This window comes from Paenibacillus macerans, assembly GCF_900454495.1.
GTDB classification, from domain to species: Bacteria; Bacillota; Bacilli; order Paenibacillales; family Paenibacillaceae; genus Fontibacillus; species Fontibacillus macerans.
Genome location: NZ_UGSI01000001.1, coordinates 5,078,117 through 5,101,873 on the forward strand (window position 1 = coordinate 5,078,117; position 23,757 = coordinate 5,101,873).

Sequence of the window (23,757 nt, forward strand, 5' to 3'; positions counted from 1 at the left end):
CCTTCTTTCTTTCCGCAGCCAAAACTATGTACACCCCGGCCATCAAACGGATTTGCCGGGGTAGGTGAGGACCGCTTCCTTCGCTATTTCCGGACCCTATTACCAGCCGCGTTCCGACATCCGTTCCGCAGCGGACAATTTGGAAATCTCAATCCCCTTCATCGGCGTGCCCAAGTTTTTGGATACTTCGGCAATCAACTTATAATCCGTGTAATGCGTCGTCGCCTCGACGATCGCGCGGGCAAACTTCTCCGGATTGTCCGATTTGAAAATACCCGAACCGACGAACACCCCGTCCGCGCCCAGATGCATCATCAGCGCGGCGTCGGCCGGGGTCGCCACGCCGCCGGCGGCGAAGTTCACGACCGGCAGCCTGCCGTTTTCATGAACCTCCAGGAGCAAGTCGTACGATACGCCCAGGTTTTTGGCCTCCGCGTACAGTTCGTCTTTGGACATGTTTTGGACTTTACGGATTTGGCTGTTGATCAGACGCATATGACGAACGGCTTCCACGATATTCCCGGTACCGGGTTCACCCTTCGTACGGATCATAGACGCGCCTTCACTGATTCGGCGCAGCGCTTCGCCAAGGTCTTTCGCGCCGCAAACGAACGGTACGGTGAAATCCCGTTTATCGATATGAAACACTTCGTCCGCCGGGGTCAACACTTCGCTCTCGTCCAGGTAGTCTACCCCCAGCGATTCAAGAACTTTCGCTTCTACGTAGTGACCGATCCGGGCTTTCGCCATGACCGGAATGGAAACGACCTTTATTACTTCTTCGATAATCGTCGGGTCCGCCATCCGGGCGACGCCGCCGGCTGCCCGTATATCCGAAGGAACCCGCTCCAGCGCCATGACGGCGGTAGCCCCGGCCGCTTCGGCGATCTTGGCTTGCTCGGCGTTCATAACGTCCATGATGACGCCGCCTTTTTGCATCTCGGCCATGCCTCTCTTGACACGCGATGTTCCTGTTTCCATGTCCAACCCCCCGATAATAATCTAACTTGATATTTTACAATATTCCCTTTAAATATACAACTCACTTACTCGGAATTTCGGGTCTAGAACAGATTCTTGATCCCATTGAACAGATCGCTGAAAAAATCGCCGATTGCCCGCATCATCAAGGTGAACCAGCCGGCCTTCTCCGTGTCCTGGGCCGTAATCAGGTTGACGGTTTTCTCCAACGTTTGCTCCATCCCTGGAGCCTTAAAGGAATAAGTAACCGTCCCCACCTTTGTCCCCTGCTTCAGCGGAGCGGTCAGGCTGGCGGCATCGTCCAGCGTCACTTTCGCTTGAACGGCGTTTGTATCCGCCCCTTTCGGCACTACAAAGCTGACGGCTTGATCGGTAACCACAGGTACTTTCGTGTTTTTCGCTTTGTTTACGATTACCGTCTCCGTACCAGTCACAGTCGCTTTCGGAGGAACGATCTGTTTGGTCTCGAAGTTATTAAAGCCGTAATCCAACACTTTGCGGGTTTCGACGAAACGCGCGGACTCCGATTTGGCGTCTGCGCCCATGACGACGCTGATTAACCGCATGCCGTTCCGCACAGCCGTTCCCGTAAAGCAGTTGCCGGCTTTGGAGGTATGGCCGGTTTTCAGGCCGTCCAGGCCTTCATAAGCATATTGCTTGAAGTTTGTAATGTTCTTGTTCGCTTCCAGCATCCAGTTCAGGTTCACCATCGGTGCGGTGTCGCGGGCCCGGAACTTTTTGCTTTGAATGGTGGTAAAACGGTTGAAATCCGGATGGTCGGTTACGATATACTTGGCCAGGATCGCCGCATCCATGGCGGACATGGCGGTTTCCTTCCCGTCGGTCGGCTGAAATTCCTTGGGCATGTCCTTAATGTCAAGACCGGTGGAGTTGGCGAAATGGGTATGGGTCATGCCCATCCGTTTGGCTTCGTCGTTCATCATTTTAACAAATGCCTGCTCGGAACCGGCAACATGCTCGGCAAGCGCCACCGTAGCGTCATTCGCCGATGCGATGGCCATGGCGGTATACAGCTCTTCTATCGTATGCTGATCCCCCTCAGCCAGGAAAATCCGCGAGCCGATCGTGTTTGCGGCATTTTTCCTTACCGTTACCACTTCGTCCCATTTGAATTTACCCTGCTTCACGAGGTCAGCAACAATGTATTCGGTCATCATTTTGGTCATGCTGGCCGGCGGCAACGCCTCATCGCCGTTGACACTCAGCAGCACTTGCCCGGATACGGGCTCCAATAAAACGGCGGATCTTACTTTAAGGTCTAAGGATTCCACGGAAGGAATTGAGGTGGTCGCAGATGGCACTGCCGCAGGTTTGGTAGAAGTTGCTTCCGTTTGTTCTCCTTCCGCCAGCGCCATGGCCGGCACCAAAGAGAAGCACAGTGCGTTCAGCAGCAATACAGACGCTACGCTTTTGCGCAGGAAACGCCGTTTGGATGATGTTGTCTTACGTTTTGATTGTTTGTGTTTCAATGCCCTTAAAGCTCCCCTCATATTCTCTTTCATTTACTTTTTCTATTCTATCACAGGGGATATCGCAAAAAAAGACAAGCCCCGGCGAAATTGCCTGGCTTGCCTTGGTAGATTGTGGAATGGAGATAGAGCCGATAGATTTATAGCGAGTAGTTCGGCGCTTCCTTCGTGATTTGCACATCGTGCGGGTGGCTTTCGCGGAGGCCGGCTCCCGTAATTCGGATAAATTGCGTATCGTTCCGCAGCTCGTCCAGATTTTTAGTGCCGCAGTAGCCCATGCCGGAACGCAGCCCGCCGATCAGCTGATGGATCGTGTCGGACAGCGGACCTTTGTAGGCAACCCGTCCCTCGATGCCTTCCGGAACAAGCTTCTTGTCGTCATCCTGGAAGTAGCGGTCTTTGCTGCCCTGCTTCATCGCGCCCATCGAACCCATGCCTCTGTACACCTTATAGCGGCGCCCTTGATAAATTTCCGAATCGCCGGGGCTCTCTTCCGTTCCCGCAAACAAGCTGCCCAGCATCACGGCATGCGCGCCCGCGGCGATCGCCTTCGTGATTTCTCCGGAATATTTGATGCCGCCGTCAGCGATGATCGGCACACCGTACTCGCGGGCTACCGTTGCGCAATCGTATACGGCCGTGATCTGCGGCACGCCGATGCCGGCGATGACCCGGGTCGTACAGATGGACCCCGGACCGATCCCGACTTTCACCACCGATGCCCCCGCTTCAATCAGGGCTCTGGTGGCATCTCCGGTCGCGACGTTCCCGGCGATGATCGTCAGGTCCGGATAACGTTTGCGGAGCTCTTTGACCGCATCGATGATGTTGATATGGTGGCCGTGCGCCGAATCGACCGTAATGACGTCAACGCCGGCATTGACCAACGCATCGGTCCGCTCGAACGTATCTTTGGAAATGCCCACCGCCGCGCCGACAAGCAGGCGCCCCTGAGCGTCTTTGGCCGCGTTCGGGAACTGGATCGCTTTTTCGATATCCTTAATGGTAATGAGGCCTTTCAGTACATTGTTCTCATCGACCAAAGGCAGCTTCTCAATCTTATGCTTCTGCAGGATCACTTCAGCCTCCTGCAGCGTTGTTCCGACCGGAGCGGTAACCAGATTTTCGCGGGTCATAACCTCGCTGATTTTGATATTGTAATCATGCACAAACCGCAAGTCCCGGTTCGTCAAAATCCCGATCAGTTTATGCTCATCATCGACGATCGGCACCCCGGAAATCCGGAATTTCCCCATAACCGCTTCTGCATCGGATACAAGATGGTTTGCCGTAAGCGAAAAAGGATTGGTGATTACGCCGCTTTCGGAGCGTTTAACCCGATCCACTTCCTCTGCCTGCTGCTCGATCGGCATATTTTTGTGAATGATCCCGATGCCGCCTTCCCGCGCGATCGCAATCGCCAGCGCGCTTTCCGTCACCGTGTCCATCCCTGCGCTGATCAGCGGAATGTTCAGCTTCACCTTGTCGCTCAGCTTAGTGGATACGTCGACCTCTTTAGGCAGTACCTCCGATTTGCGCGGAACCAAAAGCACATCGTCGAACGTTAAGCCTTCCTTATCAAATTTACTTTCCCACACCTTAAAGATCCTCCTTTAATGATTTTGTTTGATGATGGCCGATTTCCTAAGTAAGCCCGGTTAAAGACGTCTGCGTGTACCCTTACCTAAAACAAGAACCGCCTGAAGCGGTATCTCGTGCTTGGGATCACCCATATATATCAAGACCGGAAAGCCCCTTACGAAAATATATTATTGCAATCTTAGCAAAGGCCCTATAGGCTGTCAAGGAAAAGCAAAGCCAAATCTCCAAAGGGCTCCCGTGGGGAAACAATTGTCTTTGGGACACGAACACGGCCAAAAAACGCAGCTTCCGTCCACTGTATTTCTGCCCTAAACCGGGGATTCCGATTCTTCCGGCTTCAAAACAAAAGAACGGGGCCGTTATCGGCTCCCGTCCTTTTGTTCTTTATTCGGCCTAAGTTCGGCCCGGTCCGCACATGGTCAGGTACAGCACATGTCCGGCCGCTTACGGTTTGCGGTTCTCGCTGTAAATCACCTGGTCGATAATCCCGTAGGCCTTGGCCTCTTCCGCGGTCATAAAATAATCCCGGTCCATATCCTTCTCGATCTTCTCCAGAGGCTGGCCTGTGCAATCGGCGGCAATGGTATTCAATCTCTCGCGGATACGCAAAATCCGCCGCGCGCTGATCTCAATGTCGCTCGCCTGCCCCTTTACGCCGCCATGCGGCTGGTGGATCATGATTTCGCTATTCGGCAAGGCGAAGCGTTTTCCTTTGGCTCCGGCCAATAGCAGAATAGCCGCGAAGGAAGCGGCAAAACCGGCGCAAATGGTCTGGACGTCCGGCTTCACGTACTGCATCGCATCGTAAATCGCAAAACCCGCTGAAGTCGAACCGCCCGGGCTATTGATATAAAAATGGATGTCCTTCTCCGGATCCTCAGCCGCCAAAAACAACATCTGCGCCGTAATGCTGTTGGCCACTTGATCGTCAATCTCCGAACCGAGGAAAATAATCCGGTCCTTTAGGAGACGCGAATAAATGTCGTAAGAACGCTCTCCGCGATCCGTCTGTTCAATGACATATGGAATTACCGAGCTCATAAGGTACCTCCTTAATTGGGTCAAGCCGCAACTGTCTTCATCCATTGGCTCTTAACCGGCTTCGCCGTCCGCGTGCCCGGTTGGGCTGCCGCGTTACGGCGATATGACTGCAACGTTAAGGTTGGAACAAGGTTTTCAGGACGAGGCTCGTTGAACAACATGGCCAATGCAGAGGCATCCTGACGGCGAAATGCGTCCAAATAGGCATACACCACCGCTTCATGCGCTCCTGCATCGTTTTGCCGTTCCGAAAAAGCGCGCGCTTTTCCTTGCTCTTCGCCTTCCCGCGATTGAAGCAGACCGTTGCGCAGTTTCGTACGGGCCCGATGCAGCGCCGCCTTGACGGCCCCTTCCGTTGACTGAATCAATTGGGCCGCTTCCGCTGCCGTATACTGCAAAACATCCACCAACAGCAACGCGGTCCGTTGATTCGGCGGCAGCTGGCTGACCAAAGTCTCCATCGCCGCCCAAACGCTGGTCTCATCCAACTGCCGCTGTGGCAGTTCCTCCACGAGCATCGTCTGTGCCGGGAGCATTTTTTTGCGACCGCGGTCAATCCAGGTATTTCTGGCCGCTTTGTATAAATAAGCGCGTGTGAGCCGAATGCGATCCCCTTGATTCCGCAAGGAGGACCAAATCTTCAGCCACGTATCCTGTGCCAGATCATCGCCTTCCCACGCCGACCCTGCTAAAGCGCGGCAATAGCTGCGCAACGCCTTTTGATGAGCGTCGATCCACTCTGGAAAATCGGGCCCTTCTCCGGCTTTCTCGGCTTTCCCGTTTCCTTCAGAAACCCCGGCAGCCCTGGCCGTTTTGCGCTCCTCCCGCTCTGCAGCATCTTTACGCATGTTAGAACACCTCCTGCCCATACATCGCCCTAAAACCTTCCGACAGTTGACCAATCTATATTTATTGATTTTGCTGTTCACCGTTATAAACGAAATATGAGCGGTAATCGATACGGTCTCATGCAAAATATTTTAACTGATTTTTCATATCCGTTCTAATTTAGTGGCGGTACTGCCGTAGTATAGATATGGTATGCACGAAAATCGTAAGCAGCGGCCAGTAAATATAAAAGCACAGCCGACGGATTCAGCCGTGCTCTCTTCCGGGGCTGTGCGGTATTCTTATCGCAAATGTCCTTTTTCGCGCATGTTATAAAATCTAACGGACTGAATCATCCCGCAGCGGCATTCCGACAATGCAAAAAACACCGCCGAGTGATCGGCGGTGCTCTTCTTCATGCTTGGCGGCGTCCTACTCTCCCAGGACCCTTCGGTCCAAGTACCATCGGCGCTGGAGGGCTTAACGGTCGTGTTCGGGATGGGTACGCGTGGAACCCCTCCGCCATCGCCACCAAACGATTCAAGGTTAATCCTTGAAAACTGGATACGAAACTTGATTTGCGTGTTAGCCCCTATTCAGTTCCCGGGGTCCCCGAAAAGTAATCGGAATTACCTACGAAGCCTCGCGTCACTTTTTGGGGTATATTTCCGGGCCCCGCCAAAGTACTCGGACTCAGCTTCGAAGCTTCACGTCACTTTGGTGGGTAGAGTTTTGGATAAGCCCTCGACCGATTAGTACCTGTCAGCTCCATGCATTGCTGCACTTCCACCTCAGGCCTATCAACCTCGTCGTCTTCAAGGGGTCTTACTAATTGGGAAATCTCATCTTGAGGGGGGCTTCACGCTTAGATGCTTTCAGCGCTTATCCCGTCCGCACTTAGCTACCCAGCTGTGCTCCTGGCGGAACAACTGGTACACCAGCGGTGCGTCCATCCCGGTCCTCTCGTACTAAGGACAGCTCCTCTCAAATTTCCTGCGCCCACGACAGATAGGGACCGAACTGTCTCACGACGTTCTGAACCCAGCTCGCGTACCGCTTTAATGGGCGAACAGCCCAACCCTTGGGACCTACTTCAGCCCCAGGATGCGATGAGCCGACATCGAGGTGCCAAACCTCCCCGTCGATGTGGACTCTTGGGGGAGATAAGCCTGTTATCCCCAGGGTAGCTTTTATCCGTTGAGCGATGGCCCTTCCATGCGGTACCACCGGATCACTAAGCCCGACTTTCGTCCCTGCTCGACTTGTCAGTCTCGCAGTCAAGCTCCCTTTTGCCTTTGCACTCTGCGAATGATTTCCAACCATTCTGAGGGAACCTTGGGGCGCCTCCGTTACTCTTTAGGAGGCGACCGCCCCAGTCAAACTGCCCGCCTGACACGGTCCCCGTACCGGATCACGGTACCGGGTTAGAACTCCGATACGATCAGGGTGGTATCCCAACGTCGCCTCCATGGAAGCTTGCGCTCCCACTTCTTAGGCTCCCACCTATCCTGTACAAATCGTATCAAAGTCCAATATCAAGCTGCAGTAAAGCTCCATGGGGTCTTTCCGTCTTGTCGCGGGTAACCTGCATCTTCACAGGTATTAAAATTTCACCGGATCTCTCGTTGAGACAGCGCCCAAGTCGTTACGCCATTCGTGCGGGTCAGAATTTACCTGACAAGGAATTTCGCTACCTTAGGACCGTTATAGTTACGGCCGCCGTTTACTGGGGCTTCGGTTCACAGCTTCGGGTTTAACCCCTAACCGCTCCCCTTAACCTTCCAGCACCGGGCAGGCGTCAGCCCGTATACTTCGCCTTGCGGCTTCGCACAGACCTGTGTTTTTGCTAAACAGTCGCTTGGGCCTTTTCACTGCGGCCCCCTCGGGCTATAAACCCTACCGGGGCACCCCTTCTCCCGAAGTTACGGGGTCATTTTGCCGAGTTCCTTAACGAGAGTTCTTCCGCGCGCCTTAGAATTCTCTTCTCGCCTACCTGTGTCGGTTTGCGGTACGGGCACCTTCTCCTGGCTAGAGGCTTTTCTCGGCAGTGTGAGATCATGACCTTCGGTACTGTAAATTTTCCCTCCCCATCACAGCCCAGCCTTACGGTGTGCGGATTTGCCTACACACCAGCCTCACTGCTTGGACGGGGCATTCCATCGCCCCGCGTCACTACCCTCCTGCGTCACCCCATCGCTCATAGCGGATTACGGTGGTACAGGAATTTCAACCTGTTGTCCTTCGACTACGCCTTTCGGCCTCGCCTTAGGTCCCGACTTACCCTGAGCGGACGAACCTTCCTCAGGAACCCTTAGGCTTTCGGCGGATCAGATTCTCACTGATCTTTTCGTTACTCATACCGGCATTCTCACTTGTATGAAGTCCAGCGCTCCTTCCGGTACACCTTCAACCCTCATACAACGCTCCCCTACCCCTGAATCGACTTCACTCCTGCTTCGAAGTCCTGTGTTTAACCCCGAGGTGCATTTGGCCGAAACCTTTGAACAATATTCATCGGTTGCTTTCGGCAAAAATGTACCTGGTTATCACCGCCTCAAAGAAGCAGTGAAGTCGATTCAAGCCATAGCTTCGGTGGTGTGTTTAGCCCCGTTACATTTTCGGCGCAGAGTCACTCGACCAGTGAGCTATTACGCACTCTTTAAATGGTGGCTGCTTCTAAGCCAACATCCTGGTTGTCTGTGCAACTCCACATCCTTTCCCACTTAACACACACTTGGGGACCTTAGCTGATGGTCTGGGCTGTTTCCCTTTTGACAATGGATCTTAGCACTCACTGTCTGACTCCCGGTGAATCAGTCTATGGCATTCGGAGTTTGACTGAGCTTGGTAACCCTTGCGGGCCCCGCACCCAATCAGTGCTCTACCTCCACGACTGTCACACCGAGGCTAGCCCTAAAGCTATTTCGGGGAGAACCAGCTATCTCCGAGTTCGATTGGAATTTCTCCGCTACCCCCACCTCATCCCCGCACTTTTCAACGTACGTGGGTTCGGGCCTCCAGTGCGTGTTACCGCACCTTCACCCTGGACAGGGGTAGATCACACGGTTTCGGGTCTACGCCTGCAAACTAAATTCGCCCTATTCAGACTCGCTTTCGCTGCGGCTCCGCTTTCTCAGCTTAACCTTGCTCGCAAACGTAACTCGCCGGTTCATTCTACAAAAGGCACGCCATCACCCCTAAAATGGGCTCTGACTTCTTGTAAGCACACGGTTTCAGGTTCTCTTTCACTCCCCTTCCGGGGTGCTTTTCACCTTTCCCTCACGGTACTGCTTCACTATCGGTCGCTAGGGAGTATTTAGCCTTACCAGATGGTCCTGGCGGATTCATACGGGGTTTCACGTGCCCCGCACTACTCGGGATCCGTCTCGGAGGGCGGAGACTTTCGATTACAGGGCTTTTACCTTCTCTGGCCGGCCTTTCCAGACCTGTTCGTCTAACCTCCGCCTTTGTAACTCCATGTGAGACGTCCCACAACCCCGAAGAGCAAGCTCTTCGGTTTAGGCTAATCCGCGTTCGCTCGCCGCTACTGACGGAATCACTATTGTTTTCTCTTCCTCAGGGTACTTAGATGTTTCAGTTCCCCTGGTATGCCTCTTCACCACCTATGGATTCAGTGATGAGTGACTAGGTATTACCCTAGCCGGGTTTCCCCATTCGGACATCCCCGGATCGATGCTTGCTTACAGCTCCCCGAGGCAGTTTCGTTGTTCGCCACGTCCTTCTTCGGCTCCTAGCGCCTAGGCATCCTCCGTGTGCTCTTAGTAGCTTAACCATGATTTTTCCCGAAGGGAAAATATCAAACCACTAATATCTTCACTTGTGTTGACACAAGTTCAGCTAAAAGGATTGTTCTAAAACGCAAATTTCGTTTCGTTATCCAGTTTTCAAGGATCAAGTTTCTTCGCCGTTTTACCGGCGGAAGAATATCTTATCATTTCCTGCCTTACCGTTCAACCGGTAAGTGTTGGGAAGATAAGCTTGAGAGTTGAACTCTCAAAACTGACCAACGAGTGAGTAACAGGCCTAAGACCTGATTTTGTATTTGTACCGTTCCGTAACAGGAACGAGGTACTCCATAGAAAGGAGGTGATCCAGCCGCACCTTCCGATACGGCTACCTTGTTACGACTTCACCCCAATCATCTACCCCACCTTCGGCGGCTGGCCCCTTGCGGTTACCTCACCGACTTCGGGTGTTGTAAACTCTCGTGGTGTGACGGGCGGTGTGTACAAGACCCGGGAACGTATTCACCGCGGCATGCTGATCCGCGATTACTAGCAATTCCGACTTCATGCAGGCGAGTTGCAGCCTGCAATCCGAACTGAGACCGGCTTTTCTAGGATTCGCTCCATCTCACGACTTCGCTTCCCGTTGTACCGGCCATTGTAGTACGTGTGTAGCCCAGGTCATAAGGGGCATGATGATTTGACGTCATCCCCACCTTCCTCCGGTTTGTCACCGGCAGTCACTCTAGAGTGCCCAACTTTACTTGCTGGCAACTAAAGTCAAGGGTTGCGCTCGTTGCGGGACTTAACCCAACATCTCACGACACGAGCTGACGACAACCATGCACCACCTGTCTCCTCTGTCCCGAAGGAAAGGTACATCTCTGTACCGGTCAGAGGGATGTCAAGACCTGGTAAGGTTCTTCGCGTTGCTTCGAATTAAACCACATACTCCACTGCTTGTGCGGGTCCCCGTCAATTCCTTTGAGTTTCAGCCTTGCGGCCGTACTCCCCAGGCGGAGTGCTTAATGTGTTTACTTCGGCACCAAGGGTATCGAAACCCCTAACACCTAGCACTCATCGTTTACGGCGTGGACTACCAGGGTATCTAATCCTGTTTGCTCCCCACGCTTTCGCGCCTCAGCGTCAGTTACAGCCCAGAGAGTCGCCTTCGCCACTGGTGTTCCTCCACATCTCTACGCATTTCACCGCTACACGTGGAATTCCACTCTCCTCTTCTGCACTCAAGCCGTCCAGTTTCCAGTGCGACCCGGAGTTGAGCCCCAGGATTATACACCAGACTTAAACAGCCGCCTGCGCGCGCTTTACGCCCAATAATTCCGGACAACGCTTGCCCCCTACGTATTACCGCGGCTGCTGGCACGTAGTTAGCCGGGGCTTTCTTCTCAGGTACCGTCACTCCTGTAGCAGTTACTCTACAGGACGTTCTTCCCTGGCAACAGAGCTTTACGATCCGAAAACCTTCATCACTCACGCGGCGTTGCTCCGTCAGACTTTCGTCCATTGCGGAAGATTCCCTACTGCTGCCTCCCGTAGGAGTCTGGGCCGTGTCTCAGTCCCAGTGTGGCCGTTCACCCTCTCAGGTCGGCTACGCATCGTCGCCTTGGTGAGCCGTTACCCCACCAACTAGCTAATGCGCCGCAGGCCCATCCGTAAGTGACAGATTGCTCCGCCTTTCCCAAGTCTCCCATGCGGAAGACTTGATTATCCGGTATTAGCTACCGTTTCCGGTAGTTATCCCGGTCTTACGGGCAGGTTGCCTACGTGTTACTCACCCGTCCGCCGCTAACCATCAGGAGTGCAAGCACTCCATCAGGTCCGCTCGACTTGCATGTATTAGGCACGCCGCCAGCGTTCGTCCTGAGCCAGGATCAAACTCTCCAATAAAGGTTGAATGAACGAATCATCCAAGTTTATTCGAAAGAGCGATTAGCTCAATCAGTTACTGACGAGAATTTTAATTCTCATTTAATACTCACTCGTTGTTCAGTTTTCAAAGATCAACATTTTGTCGTCTTCAACCGATCTCTCGGCGACAACTTTTATATCTTATCACGTCCGGCGTTATAATGCAAGCATTATTTTTTTCTGCAATTTCTTAGCTGACTGTCATAATGCTTACGAATAACGACCGGATTTATAATATACCACCTTTTTCGAAACGGCGCAACCTATTTCCGGTCTTTTTTATACATGCAAATATATCCATACGCCGCCGCTCCAAAAAAAGAAGCTCGGCTCCAGCCAAGCTTCTTCTGATCTACTTAAAATCAAAAACCGGTTAAACCTCGGAACGCATATGCGGGAACAGCAGCACGTCACGGATGGAAGCCGAATCGGTAAGCAGCATAACAAGGCGGTCCACCCCGATGCCAAGCCCGCCGGTTGGCGGCATTCCGTATTCCAATGCACGAATAAAGTCTTCGTCCATTTCATGAGCTTCGTCGTTCCCTTTTTCCCGTTCCAGCAATTGAGCCTCAAAGCGCTGACGCTGGTCGATCGGATCGTTCAGCTCGGTGAACGCATTGGCATGCTCGCGCGCAACGATAAACAATTCAAAACGGTCGGTAAAACGCGGATCCTGTTCGTTTTTCTTGGCCAGCGGGGAGATTTCCACCGGATGCCCGTAAACAAACGTAGGCTGGATCAACGTTTCCTCGACAAATTGCTCAAAGAACGCATTCAAAATATGACCAAACGTCATATGCGGCTCGACCGGAACTTTATGCTCCTTGGCCAAACGATGCGCCTCTTCATTGCTCATTTGCACGCCGAAGTCAACGCCGGTAACCTCCTTAACCGCATCGACCATCGAAACGCGGCGCCACTGCGGAGCCAAATTGACCTCATGTCCCTGGTAGTGAACCACTTGCGTTCCCAACACTTCCTGGGCGATATGCGCGATCATATTTTCGGTCAGGGCCATAATATCCTTGTAGTCGGCATAAGCCTCATACAATTCGATCATTGTAAATTCAGGGTTGTGGCGTGTCGAAACCCCTTCATTGCGGTATACGCGGCCGATTTCATACACCTTTTCCAAACCGCCGACAATAAGCCGCTTTAGATGAAGCTCGATGGCGATCCGCATGTACAGCTGCATATCCAGGGCGTTATGATGCGTAATAAACGGCCGGGCTGCGGCTCCGCCGGCAATGTTGTGAAGGGTTGGCGTTTCCACTTCCAGATAGCCGAGCGAATCCAGGTAACGCCGCATCGATTGAATGATCCGCGAACGTTTAATGAAGGTTTGCTGTACTTCCGGGTTTACGATCAAATCGACGTAACGCTGGCGGTAACGCAGCTCGACGTCCTTCAAGCCATGATACTTATCCGGCAGCGGGTAAAGCGATTTGGACAGTACCTCCAAGTTTTTTACCTTAATCGTTGTCTCTCCGGTTTTGGTTTTAAATACTTCCCCGGTTACCCCGACGATATCGCCTAGGTCGAGAATATTAAACGCCGCATATTTGTCTTCAGGTACGCTGTCCTGACGCACATAAATCTGAATTTTGCCGGACAGGTCCTGAATATGCGCAAAGCTGGCTTTCCCCATAACGCGTTTTGCCATAATCCGGCCGGCGACCGACACCTCTACGTTCTTTTCCTCCAGCTCTTCCTTGGAAAGCCCGTCATAGTCCTGGATAATGTCTCCGGCCATCGCGGTGCGTTCGTATTTTTTGCCAAAAGGATCGATTCCGAGTCCGCGCAGCTCGTCCAATTTATCGCGGCGAATCTGCAGCAGTTCGCTAACCTCTACGGTTTCCTGATTGTTGAGTTCCTCGCTCATGCCTATCGCTCCACTCCTTAAAAGAAACTTATATTTGGTAACGGCCAGAGGAAACAGTGAAAGAAGCTTCCGCGGGGGAAGCTTCTTTCGTCGCTAATTCCGGCTTTATTTCTTGATATCCACAATTTTGTATTGAATCACGCCCGCCGGGACGTTGACGTCGACGATTGCGCCCTTTTTCTTCCCGAGAATCGCTTTGCCTACAGGGCTTTCGTTGGAAATTTTGTTTTGCATCGGATCGGATTCCGCCGTCCCGACGATCGTATATTCCATCGTGTCGCCGAACTCCAGATCCTCTACCGTTACGATCGAACCGATGCTGACCGTATCCGTGTCAATTTCATCATTATTGATGATCCGAGCGTTGCGCAGCATTTTCTCCAAGGTAATAATACGCCCTTCGATAAAGGCCTGCTCGTTTTTGGCGTCTTCGTACTCCGAGTTCTCACTGATATCCCCGTACCCGATCGCAACCTTGATCCGCTCCGCCACTTCGCGGCGTTTTACGGACTTTAGGTTTTCCAATTCTTCTTCCAGTCTCTTAAGACCATCTTGGGTAAGAATTACTTCTTTATCACTCATCTCAACCGATTCTCCTGTCATGGAAATAATTTTTGCACCTGGCGTAAGGCGCCCTGCCTCTTCCGTTCTGGCAACATCCATGTGCGTGCAAGCATCATCCGAGTATATCTTATGCGATCTTATGGAATGGTCAGACCACCACATTTTGCACGTTGTGGCAGTTAACTCCTGAGGCGAATTTTATATTGTGAAATTATAGGTGAACGATTCCCAAATGTCAATGACACCAGGTTTTACAAATGTAAACGTTTTAAAAACGTTCGCTTCACTTGTTCGCCAATTCAGCCCCGGAAAGCATAAGTTTAAGCCGAAACCTCTTCACGGGACGCGGCCTCGGACAATTCGGCGACAAAATTCTCAAGAATCCGGACCATTTCATCACGCCGGGTTTCTTCCATGATGAGATCCTTGATGCGGGCCGAACCTTTGAGCCCTTTCAAATACCAGGCCAAATGCTTGCGCATTTCGCGAACGGCCACATGCTCGCCTTTCAGCGCGGCCAAACGGTCCATATGCAGGATGGCGATCCGGATTTTTTCATGAGCGTCCGGCTCCGGAAGCAGTACGCCCGTTTTGAGATATTCTACCGTACGGTACAACATCCACGGATTGCCGAGCGCTCCGCGTCCGATCATCACCCCGTCGCAGCCGGTTTCGTCCAGCATGCGTTTGGCATCCTCCGGCGTGACCACGTCGCCGTTCCCGATGACAGGGATCGACACGGCTTCCTTGACCTGCCGGATGTAGCTCCAGTCCGCCTTGCCGGTATACAGCTGCTCCCGAGTCCGGCCGTGCACGCTGACCGCTTTGCCGCCCGCCGCCTCCACCGCTTTGGCATTGTCAATCACATATATATGGTCGCTATCCCAGCCGATCCGCATTTTTACCGTAACCGGCTTGCTGACGGCCGCCACCACCGCGGACACCATCTCAAAAATTTTATTCGGGTCCAGCAGCCAGCGCGCACCCGCATCGCATTTCGTCACTTTTGGCACCGGACAGCCCATGTTGATATCGATGATATCGGCATCAGTATCCTGGTCGACGACCTTGGCCGCCTCCACGAGGGACTCGCGGTCGCCGCCAAAAATTTGCAGGCTCAGCGGCTTTTCGCGCTCATCGACAAACAGCATTTCCTGTGTGCGCTTGTTGCCGTGAATGATCGCCTTATCGCTAACCATCTCTGCACAGACAAGCCCTGTTCCAAATTCCTTGGCAATCAGCCGGAAAGCCGGATTGCACACACCCGCCATTGGGGCGAGCACGACTTGGTTTTTCATTTCAATATCGCCGATCTTCAGCAAGATGGTTCCCTCCTATTCATAATAATGCTGGTTCACTTCAAATGCGTGTTCAAAAAGTCCGGTTTTCAGCACCGAAGCTTATGCTTCCGATGTGCGTTTTTTCAAAACGCTTTAGGTCGGATGAAGCCGGGACCGAGGAGCAGAGCGTACGTTTTGGGCACGTGCGCACCTGAAATGTTTCCGTAGGAAACATACTTCGTAAGCATATGATTGGCCCGGCTGAATTCAAGATTCGATGCCGAATTACTTCTTGAATTTACTTCGTGATCAAAAGCGGACTTTTTAAACACCCCCTTCAATCTATCCTTCCGCCGTCAGCTCAGCCAACTCAACGTTCAGGGCATCGGCAATTTTTTGTAAAATTTGCTCATCCGGCCGGCGGTTGCCCCGTTCGACAGCCCCAAGGACCGCGAGAGATACGCCGGTTTTCTCGGCAAGCTGCTGTTGCGTCAAGCCTTTCAGTTTTCGGAAAGCGCGGATGCGCTGTGCCAGGTGTAGGTTTTCCAAAATCGGACGCCTTCCTTTCCATCTATGGTGTCCAAGGCCGCCTGCATGCGCTCATAAAGCCCGGAGGATTCCCCTTTTGGGACGATATCGGCAAGGGGAATCAGCACAAACGCCCTTTCCATCATCCGCGGATGCGGCAAAGTAAGCAGCGGCGTATTCATTTCCCTGCCTTCGACCCACAGTAAATCAAGATCCACCGTGCGTGGACCAAACCGGACTTTGCGCTCCCGTCCGAGCCGAAGCTCGATGTCCAGCATTTCCGAGAGCAGCTGTTCCGGGTCCAGCGTCGTTTTCAGCGCCAGCGCCATGTTCAAAAAACAAGGCTGATCCAAATATCCGACCGGATCGGTCTCGTACAGGTTCGAGCAGCGCAGCACCTCAATCGCGGGATGCTTCTGAAGCTCCGCAATCGCCTGCGTCAAAGTCGCTTCGCGGTCGCCCAGATTAGCCCCCAAAGCAATATAAGCCTCTGAAACGTCAGAGGGAGATGTTGTGTTCATAAACGGCTTCTCACTTTCTGGAACGGTACAACTCCACCGTCACGCCTTCAAAATGAATATCAAACGGAGGATGCGGTTTCGTTACCTTTACCGTTAAGGCATCTACCATAGTATAAGTGTCCAAAACGGAGGATGCAATATGCTCGGCTAACGCCTCGATTAATTTGAAGCTTTTTTGCTGGACAATTCCTTGGACGAGCTCATGGACCTCGGCATAATTTACCGTTTTCGACAGATCGTCGCCGGCTCCCGCCTCCCGCAAATCCAGCTCCAGCTCGAGATCGACGTAAAAACGCTGGCCCAACTTCCGTTCTTCCGCGAACACCCCGTGATATCCGTAGTATTCCATGCCCCGCAGCACCATTTTATCCATTCATTATACTCCCTTTACTGGAAAATAAGCCACCTTGTATGTGGTATGTTTAAGGTTAGGTTCAAGCATAAACAATCGCGTCGCACATTTGCACGGTCCGTTTGATCTCCTTGACGTCGTGAACGCGGACGATCTGGCAGCCCTGCGCGATGCCCAGCGCCACGGTGGCCGCGGTTCCGAGAACCACTTGGTCCACCGGCAAATCCAGGGCCGTGCGGATAAATCTTTTGCGGGAGGTGCCGAGCAGCAGCGGATACCCCAAGCGGACCAGTTCATCCAGGGCCTGCATCACGCGCAAATTTTCCGTATAATCCTTGGCAAACCCGATTCCCGGATCGAGAATGATCTTGTCATCGCTGATCCCCGCATTACGGGCAAGCTCCACGCATTCCCGCAAATCCGCAGCCACATCCTGCAGCAAATCGCGGTAATTCCGCTCGTGGCGGTTGTGCATCAAAATAACGGGGCAAGCGAATTCCGCCGCCACCTGGGCCATTTGCTGGTCCGCTTTAAAGCCCCAGACATCGTTGATAATATGGGCCCCTGCCTGCAGCGCTTCCCGGGCCACCCGCGCTTTATACGTGTCTATGGAGAGCGGCACCCGCGGCAGTTCGCGGCGCAGTGCTTCAACGACAGGAATGACCCGTTTAAGCTCTTCCCGCTCATCCACCGGTTCGTGCCCCGGACGGGTCGATTCCCCGCCGATGTCGATCAAATCCGCCCCGTCCTCCACCATTTGGCGGGCATGCTCCAGAGCCAGGTCCACGCGATTGTAACGGCCTCCATCGGAAAAAGAATCCGGCGTCACGTTCAAGATGCCCATCACCAGCGTCCGTTCGCCCAATATAAGCTCCGCGCTTCCAAGCCGGTAGCTCCGATGATGCAACGCAGGCTTCATGTAAAATCCCTCGCTTTCTGTCGATACTTGTCCAGCAGGCTTTGCGTGACCGGCCCGATTCGTCCGTTCCCGACCTTCACCGCGGGTATTTCAGGGCTAACGAGCTCCGTCACGGGGACGATTTCCTGAATGGAGTTGGTCACAAAAACCTCGTCCGCCGCAAGCAGCCTGTCCCACGCGTAAAATCCCTCTTCCCGTTCAAGTCCGCCTTCCGCTGCCAACTCCAGCACCACGGCGCGGGTAATTCCCGGCAGAATGCCCGTACCGATATCCGGTGTATATAATTTCCCATTTTGCACAAAAAATAAATTGCTGACGATCCCCTCCGCCAGCCAGCCTTCCGCCGTCAAAAGCAGCCCTTCTCCCGGGGTGTCGTTATGCGGCGCAAAAGCAGAAGCTCCCGCCTCCCGTTCCAGGCGTGTAAGCTCGCGTCTGGCCAATACGTTGTTCATATAATGCAGCGATTTAAAGCGGACCTCGCCTTCCGGCGTGTTCCGCCGCGTCCCGAGCCGCCAGAGCGGCTTGCCGACGGTGTACAGCATTGCCGGCGGTTCGGGAAGCGGCTTGACATAGATAATTGTCGCCGGCTCCCCGTAGTCGCCGGCAGGCAGCCCCAGCGGCCCTTCCCCGGCCGTAACCGTAACCCGGATGTACCCTTCGGCCAATCCGTTCAGTTCCAGCAGCTCGGCGATTTGCTCGCGAAAGCGGCCTGGGCCCGCTGTTCCGAAGGCGCTGTCAAAGCGGATTCCCAGCGCCTCGCAGCCCGCCCGCAGCCGCTCCAAATGCCGCTCCAGCAAAAAAAGCCGGCCGCCGTATGTCCGGAACGTCTCGAACAGGCCGATACCGTACATGAAGCCGTGATCCATCACGGATATCACGGCTTCGGCGGCTGGGGTAGGAACTCCGTTTACCCCGATGTAGTTCATGCTTTTGCTTCCGCCTTCCGGCTCAGGAAATTGCGGAGCATCTGATGGCCGTGCTCGGTAATGATCGATTCCGGGTGGAATTGAACCCCTTCAACGGCATATTCCTTGTGGCGCAGCCCCATGATTTCGCCTTCCTCCGTCTCGGCCGTAATCTCCAGGCAATCCGGGAGACTCTCGCGTTCGACGATCAGCGAATGGTAACGGGTTGCGGTAAACGGCGACGGCAGCCCGGCAAACACCGACTCCCCGCGGTGATAAATCGGGGAAGTCTTCCCATGCATCAGCCGCTCGGCGCGGATCACCTTCCCGCCGAAAGCCTGGCCGATCGCCTGATGGCCCAGGCAAACGCCGAAAATCGGGATCACGCCTTTGAAGCGTTCGATCAAATCGAGCGTAATTCCGGCTTCATTGGGCGTGCAGGGCCCCGGTGAAATCAATATATGATCCGGCTGCAAAGCTTCGATACCCGCAAGATCGATTTCGTCGTTGCGGCGGACAGTCACTTCCTCGCCAAGCTCGCCTAAATACTGTACTAGGTTATACGTAAAAGAATCATAGTTGTCGATAACCAATATCATGTCTCATCTCATCTCCTGTCCCCAGCTTTGCCCGGACGGTTCTCGCTTCTGCGAACCGCCAAAGCGACCGCTTTGGCTTTATTATGGCATTCCCTAAACTCGCGATACGGAACCGAATCGATCACGATGCCGGCTCCTGCCTGAATATAACCTACGCCGTCCTTCACGACAAGCGTACGTATAATAATATTTAATTCCATATTTCCGTTATAGTCAATCCATCCCATGGCTCCGGTGTAAGGACCGCGGGTGACCGGCTCGAGCTCCTCGATGATCTCCATCGTCCGCACCTTGGGAGCTCCGGTGATCGTCCCCCCGGGAAAGACGGCCGCAATCACGTCATAAACCGTCTTGCCGGGCGCAAGCCGCGCCTCTACCTCGGATACTAGGTGCATCACATGCGAATAGCGTTCGATGGCGAACAGCTCACTGGCCCGGACCGAACCGTAATCGGCGACGCGCCCCAAATCGTTGCGCAGCAGATCGACGAGCATGATATGCTCGGCCTGTTCTTTTTCATTCGTGAGCAGTTCTTCCTCCATTTTCCGGTCCTCTTCCGGCGTTCGCCCGCGCCGCCTCGTTCCGGCAATCGGCCTGGTGCTCGCCTTCCCCTGCTCGACCTTGACCAGCAGCTCCGGGGAAGCGGAAACGAGCTGAAAATCCGGGAACCGGAGCAACCCCATGTACGGAGAAGGGTTTAACCGCCGCAGCTGCTCATACACCTGCTCTGGTGTCCCCTGCATGGGGAACGCGTGCCGAAGGGACAAATTCACCTGAAACACGTCGCCCGCCGTGATGTAATCCTGCACTCGCATCACGGCGGCCTCGAAGGACTCCTGCGTCATCGACGCGCCGGCAGCCCCCAAATCGGCCTCGAGCGGGTCCGGACCGGCCGGCACGGTAACGGGCCGGATGCTGCTGTCCGGTTGGGCGCCCCCGTACGGAGCACTCCCGGGTTGTACGCAGCTTAACCAGGCTTTACCGGATTGCGTGATTACGGAAGTTACACTGCCTTGGGTTATACTGCCGGTGGTTATGCTGCCGGTGGTTTCGCTGCCGGTGGTTGCACTGCCGCGTCCTTCGCTTATGGAGTGTCCACTATTGCTTTGTCCCCCTGCAGGTTTGCCGCCCGGCTGACCGCTCCTCCGCTCCGTGTCCGCAGCCTCTGCGCCAAGCCGGACAATCTCCGCCCAACGCCGCTCCATTTGCACCGCTTGCCGCTTCGCCTCCTCATACAGAACCGCCAGTTCTACAGGATCTCCGGCTCTCCCGGCCTCGCCGTCTGTTACCGCCACCCCCCGTTCTCTCGGCAGATTTCCAATTCCCGGACACGCACGATGAACGACACAGTATATGTCCCCTAACTCCTGATCGATGACCCAAAGCTCCTCCACACGCATCCAGACATAATCATCCAGGCCCAAATCATCCTTAGCCAGCTGTGGCAGCCGCTCCAATGAACGGACAACATCGTAGGCCAGAAAACCGACGGCCCCGCCGCAGAACTTGGGCAGCCCGGGCAGCGCCGGCGACCGGTATGGGGCCATCCAGGCCTGCAGCAGCTCCAGCGGCTTGCCCTGAAGCTTCAACTCAGCCGTTCCCGAAGCCATAGACCCGGATAAGGTATATCCGGATGCTATAGATCCAGATGCCGTAAACCCGGATTCCGCAGATCCTGATGCCGTAGGCCCGGATGCTGTAGATCCGGAAGCCATATCAAGAACCACCGCCTCCTCTCCTTTGCCGCGAATCACCGAAACCGGCTCCAGTCCGAGAAACGTGTACCGCCCTCCCTTGCCGCTCTCCAGCACAAACGAATACGGATGCGCCCGCTTCCAGGCCTCCGCCCAATCCTCCGGCAACAGCGCCGCACCCGCTTTGACCTTCCCGGCGTACGGCAGCAGCGTCCACGTCCCTTCCGCGGCCCAAGCCCGCCACTGCTCCCATGTCGTTATCGTCTCTATCATCAGCCGCCAATTCCTCCAGAACAAATTGCGTTTATTGGTAGCTAGTATACTAAAGAACCGTTGCAATTTTAAATATATTTGTAAAAAATTAATTCCAGCGAAAAACATAAGAACAAAAAAGGTCGTTATTCCGGCAAGATCCCCCATTGAACAAGAAATAAAGGAAATTTATGTCGCTATTTTCTCGAATCGCAGGAAAACATCCCCGATCTCCATCATTCACGGGAAAATAAGTACAAAAAGTTCCGCTAATGGGGATAAACAGCCTCATATCCGGATAATAAGACCTTAAAGTTCCGCTATTTTTGAAGGACGGCTACCGGTAGCGTGGGTTGAGACGACGGATAGTTGATCCAGTGGTGCCGGCCTTCAACCGCCGATTTTTAGGATGAGTTTCTTTTGGCAAAAAAACACCCCGCCCCATCCCTTCAAGGACGGCGGCGGGGCCTTATGCGCTCCAGACGGAGCTTTACGCTTCAAAGTTGTAAAGCGGCGTGCTGAGATAACGTTCGCCGTTGCTTGGAACGATGGCGACGACGCGTTTGCCTTTGCCCAGCTGTTTGGCCACTTTCAGCGCGGCGAATACCGCTGCGCCGGAAGAAATACCGGACAGGATGCCTTCCTCCTTCGCCACGATGCGCGCTTGCTCGAACGCTTCCTCATTTTCGACATGAATGATTTCATCATAAATTTCCCGGTTCAAAATTTCCGGAACGAAGTTGGCGCCCAGCCCTTGAATTTTGTGAGGGCCCGGTTTGCCGCCCGACAAAATCGGGGATGCCGCCGGTTCCACCGCGTAAATTTTTACATCGGGGAAACGTTTCTTCAGCACTTCACCGGCGCCGCTGATCGTCCCGCCCGTGCCGATCCCGGCTACGAACGCGTCCAGACGGCCGTCCAGCGATTCGATCGCTTCGACGATTTCCGGACCGGTCGTTTCGCGGTGGATTTTCACATTCGCCTGATTTCTGAATTGATCCGCCAGGAAATAATCCGGATTGGCCGCCAGCAGCTCCTCGGCTTTCTTCACCGCCCCGTTCATCCCTTCGGCCCCCGGCGTGAGCACCAGCTCGGCGCCATAAGCGCGCAGCAGATTGCGGCGTTCAAGGCTCATCGTTTCCGGCATTACGATAACGGCCTTATATCCTTTAGCGGCGGCCACCATCGCCAGTCCGATCCCGGTGTTGCCGCTCGTCGCTTCAATAATCGTACCGCCCGGCTTCAGCTTTCCTGCCTTTTCCGCTTCCTCCACAATGCTAAGCGCGATCCGGTCCTTAACGCTGGAGCCCGGGTTTTGGTATTCCAGCTTCACATAGATCTCCGCGCTGTCTTCCGGAACGACCCGGTTCAACCGGACCAGCGGTGTATCGCCAATCAGTTCCGTTACATTGTTTACGATCTTTGCCATATTCAATATCCTCCCTTTTGGATAAAAAAATAACCCTGATCATGCCCTGATGCGATCCACCCAATGTCATGATATTGCCCAATGTCATACTGTGCCGAATGAAAGCCAATCCGAAACTATAGGATATGCCGATCCATCCGCTTTCATTTATTTCCGAGTAAATAAGTTGGTTTTATTACTATTATCTTAACAATCCCGACCGGTGTTGTCAAGAAAGTCACAAAAAATACTTTGCTTTCCCGGGCATTTTGGCCCAGGTCCGCAAAGTATTCCATCGTATGATTAGAGGATATACCGTTATTTCTCCGTTTGGGCGATTAGATGATCAAGATCCTGCGGGGTGAAATGATACACCTCGTTGCAAAAATCGCACACCACCTCGGCATCCTTCCCCTCGTCCCGCAGCCCCGCCAATTCGTCTTTTCCCAAGCTGATCAGCGTACTCTCCACTCTTTCCCGGGAACAGCTGCAAGAGAACACAATATCCATCTCCTCCAGCACCTTGAAATCGGGCACGAGCCGGCGCAGCAGCTCCTCCAGCTCCAGCCCTTCATCCAGCAGCTTCGTCACCGGCGGAAGCTGGCCCACGGCCTGCTCGATCGCATCGATTTCCCGGTCGGTTAAACCCGGCAGCAGCTGAATGATAAAACCTCCCGCCACAATGACGGAATTGTCGACGTCGACCAGAACGCCCAGACCGACGGCGGAAGGAGTTTGCTCCGATACGGCAAAATAATATGTAAAATCCTCGCCGAGCTCGCCGGAAATCAGCGGAACGCTCCCTCTATACGGCTCTTTGAGCCCCAAGTCCTTCGTTACGTTGATAAAGCCGGTCGTGCCGACTACGCCCCGTACATCAAGCTTGCCCTGGCTGTTGCTGGGCAAATGCACGTGCGGGTTTTTCACGTAGCCGCGAACTTCCCCCTTGGCGTTGGCATCGACCACGATCGGTCCGATCGGCCCGTCGCCCTTGACCTGAATGGTCAGCTTCTCCTCGCCTTTCAGCATGGCGCCCATCATCGCCCCCGCCGTCAGCGTTCGTCCGAAGGCTGCCGTCGCGGTCGGATACGTATCGTGCCGGCGGCGAAGCTCCTCCACGAGCCGCGTCGTCCGCACGGCAAACGCACGGACTTTGCCGTCCAGGGCGATGCCGCGGATTAGCCGGTCCTGCTTCTCATTTTGATCCATTTAACGAAAGCCCCCTTTCGACTAAGT

17 protein-coding genes and 3 rRNA genes are annotated in these 23,757 nt (G+C 54.0%); all 20 read right to left on the reverse strand.

From position 1 onward, the window contains the following. Window positions 1-99 precede the first annotated feature (99 nt). On the reverse strand, window positions 100-981 hold the full coding sequence (gene pdxS / locus DYE26_RS22630) for a pyridoxal 5'-phosphate synthase lyase subunit PdxS (protein ID WP_036618050.1): 882 nt from the start codon (window positions 979-981) through the stop codon (window positions 100-102). An 83-nt stretch (window positions 982-1,064) separates the two neighbouring features. Then, window positions 1,065-2,492, reverse strand: coding sequence for a D-alanyl-D-alanine carboxypeptidase family protein (locus DYE26_RS22635; RefSeq protein ID WP_036627191.1), 1,428 nt, complete (start codon window positions 2,490-2,492; stop codon window positions 1,065-1,067). A gap of 119 nt (window positions 2,493-2,611) precedes the next feature. Next, window positions 2,612-4,069 carry an IMP dehydrogenase gene (gene guaB / locus DYE26_RS22640; protein WP_036618052.1) on the reverse strand — a complete coding sequence of 486 codons (1,458 nt, stop codon included), beginning with the start codon at window positions 4,067-4,069 and terminating at the stop codon, window positions 2,612-2,614. A 448-nt stretch (window positions 4,070-4,517) separates the two neighbouring features. Continuing rightward, complete coding sequence (clpP, locus tag DYE26_RS22645) at window positions 4,518-5,114, reverse strand: ATP-dependent Clp endopeptidase proteolytic subunit ClpP (RefSeq protein ID WP_036618054.1); 597 nt, start codon at window positions 5,112-5,114, stop codon at window positions 4,518-4,520. A gap of 20 nt (window positions 5,115-5,134) precedes the next feature. After that, the gene (locus DYE26_RS22650) at window positions 5,135-5,962 is read right to left on the reverse strand and encodes an RNA polymerase sigma factor (RefSeq protein ID WP_051985142.1); all 828 of its coding nucleotides are present in this window, start codon (window positions 5,960-5,962) and stop codon (window positions 5,135-5,137) included. A gap of 399 nt (window positions 5,963-6,361) precedes the next feature. Continuing rightward, a 5S ribosomal RNA gene (gene rrf / locus DYE26_RS22655) occupies window positions 6,362-6,478 on the reverse strand. A 196-nt stretch (window positions 6,479-6,674) separates the two neighbouring features. Beyond that, window positions 6,675-9,735: ribosomal RNA gene (locus DYE26_RS22660) — 23S ribosomal RNA — on the reverse strand. 307 nt (window positions 9,736-10,042) lie between these two features. Further along, a 16S ribosomal RNA gene (locus DYE26_RS22665) occupies window positions 10,043-11,596 on the reverse strand. The 16S, 23S and 5S rRNA genes sit together here, the layout of an rRNA operon. Before the next feature lie 394 nt (window positions 11,597-11,990). Further along, on the reverse strand, window positions 11,991-13,499 hold the full coding sequence (gene lysS / locus DYE26_RS22670; RefSeq protein WP_036618058.1) for a lysine--tRNA ligase: 1,509 nt from the start codon (window positions 13,497-13,499) through the stop codon (window positions 11,991-11,993). Window positions 13,500-13,604: 105 nt separating this feature from the next. Beyond that, complete coding sequence (gene greA, locus DYE26_RS22675; RefSeq protein ID WP_036618060.1) at window positions 13,605-14,081, reverse strand: transcription elongation factor GreA; 477 nt, start codon at window positions 14,079-14,081, stop codon at window positions 13,605-13,607. Between the two features lie 302 nt (window positions 14,082-14,383). Next, entirely contained in the window at window positions 14,384-15,385 is a 1,002-nt protein-coding gene (gene dusB, locus DYE26_RS22680; protein WP_036618063.1) for a tRNA dihydrouridine synthase DusB, read from the reverse strand. Between the two features lie 300 nt (window positions 15,386-15,685). Further along, window positions 15,686-15,892: a helix-turn-helix domain-containing protein gene (locus DYE26_RS22685; RefSeq protein ID WP_082207598.1), complete on the reverse strand. Its 207-nt coding sequence runs from the start codon at window positions 15,890-15,892 to the stop codon at window positions 15,686-15,688. Then, a complete protein-coding gene (folK, locus tag DYE26_RS22690) occupies window positions 15,844-16,392 on the reverse strand; it encodes a 2-amino-4-hydroxy-6-hydroxymethyldihydropteridine diphosphokinase (RefSeq protein ID WP_036618067.1) in 549 nt (182 codons plus the stop codon). The genes DYE26_RS22685 and folK overlap by 49 nt, the downstream gene beginning before the upstream one ends. Before the next feature lie 10 nt (window positions 16,393-16,402). Then, window positions 16,403-16,765: a dihydroneopterin aldolase gene (folB, locus tag DYE26_RS22695; RefSeq protein ID WP_036618069.1), complete on the reverse strand. Its 363-nt coding sequence runs from the start codon at window positions 16,763-16,765 to the stop codon at window positions 16,403-16,405. 61 nt (window positions 16,766-16,826) lie between these two features. Next, complete coding sequence (gene folP, locus DYE26_RS22700) at window positions 16,827-17,663, reverse strand: dihydropteroate synthase (RefSeq protein ID WP_036618071.1); 837 nt, start codon at window positions 17,661-17,663, stop codon at window positions 16,827-16,829. Next, a complete protein-coding gene (locus tag DYE26_RS22705) occupies window positions 17,660-18,589 on the reverse strand; it encodes an aminotransferase class IV (RefSeq protein WP_036618073.1) in 930 nt (309 codons plus the stop codon). Before DYE26_RS22705 ends, folP begins: the two co-directional genes overlap by 4 nt. Further along, on the reverse strand, window positions 18,586-19,167 hold the full coding sequence (gene pabA / locus DYE26_RS22710) for an aminodeoxychorismate/anthranilate synthase component II (RefSeq protein WP_036618075.1): 582 nt from the start codon (window positions 19,165-19,167) through the stop codon (window positions 18,586-18,588). The genes DYE26_RS22705 and pabA overlap by 4 nt, the downstream gene beginning before the upstream one ends. A gap of 8 nt (window positions 19,168-19,175) precedes the next feature. Beyond that, window positions 19,176-21,134 carry an anthranilate synthase component I family protein gene (locus tag DYE26_RS34330; RefSeq protein ID WP_036618077.1) on the reverse strand — a complete coding sequence of 653 codons (1,959 nt, stop codon included), beginning with the start codon at window positions 21,132-21,134 and terminating at the stop codon, window positions 19,176-19,178. Between the two features lie 469 nt (window positions 21,135-21,603). After that, complete coding sequence (gene cysK, locus DYE26_RS22725) at window positions 21,604-22,542, reverse strand: cysteine synthase A (protein WP_036618080.1); 939 nt, start codon at window positions 22,540-22,542, stop codon at window positions 21,604-21,606. A gap of 297 nt (window positions 22,543-22,839) precedes the next feature. Beyond that, window positions 22,840-23,730 carry an Hsp33 family molecular chaperone HslO gene (gene hslO, locus DYE26_RS22730; protein WP_036618082.1) on the reverse strand — a complete coding sequence of 297 codons (891 nt, stop codon included), beginning with the start codon at window positions 23,728-23,730 and terminating at the stop codon, window positions 22,840-22,842. Window positions 23,731-23,757: the final 27 nt, after the last annotated feature.

Coding starts and splice junctions, on each gene's coding strand:
- pdxS (WP_036618050.1), bottom strand. CDS start 981: ATGGAAACAGGAACATCGCGTGTCAAGAGAGGCATGGCCGAGATGCAA.
- DYE26_RS22635 (WP_036627191.1), bottom strand. CDS start 2,492: ATGAGGGGAGCTTTAAGGGCATTGAAACACAAACAATCAAAACGTAAG.
- clpP (WP_036618054.1), bottom strand. CDS start 5,114: ATGAGCTCGGTAATTCCATATGTCATTGAACAGACGGATCGCGGAGAG.
- DYE26_RS22650 (WP_051985142.1), bottom strand. CDS start 5,962: ATGCGTAAAGATGCTGCAGAGCGGGAGGAGCGCAAAACGGCCAGGGCT.
- lysS (WP_036618058.1), bottom strand. CDS start 13,499: ATGAGCGAGGAACTCAACAATCAGGAAACCGTAGAGGTTAGCGAACTG.
- greA (WP_036618060.1), bottom strand. CDS start 14,081: ATGAGTGATAAAGAAGTAATTCTTACCCAAGATGGTCTTAAGAGACTG.
- folK (WP_036618067.1), bottom strand. CDS start 16,392: ATGAACACAACATCTCCCTCTGACGTTTCAGAGGCTTATATTGCTTTG.
- folB (WP_036618069.1), bottom strand. CDS start 16,765: ATGGATAAAATGGTGCTGCGGGGCATGGAATACTACGGATATCACGGG.
- folP (WP_036618071.1), bottom strand. CDS start 17,663: ATGAAGCCTGCGTTGCATCATCGGAGCTACCGGCTTGGAAGCGCGGAG.
- DYE26_RS22705 (WP_036618073.1), bottom strand. CDS start 18,589: ATGAACTACATCGGGGTAAACGGAGTTCCTACCCCAGCCGCCGAAGCC.
- pabA (WP_036618075.1), bottom strand. CDS start 19,167: ATGATATTGGTTATCGACAACTATGATTCTTTTACGTATAACCTAGTA.
- DYE26_RS34330 (WP_036618077.1), bottom strand. CDS start 21,134: ATGATAGAGACGATAACGACATGGGAGCAGTGGCGGGCTTGGGCCGCG.
- cysK (WP_036618080.1), bottom strand. CDS start 22,542: ATGGCAAAGATCGTAAACAATGTAACGGAACTGATTGGCGATACACCG.
- hslO (WP_036618082.1), bottom strand. CDS start 23,730: ATGGATCAAAATGAGAAGCAGGACCGGCTAATCCGCGGCATCGCCCTG.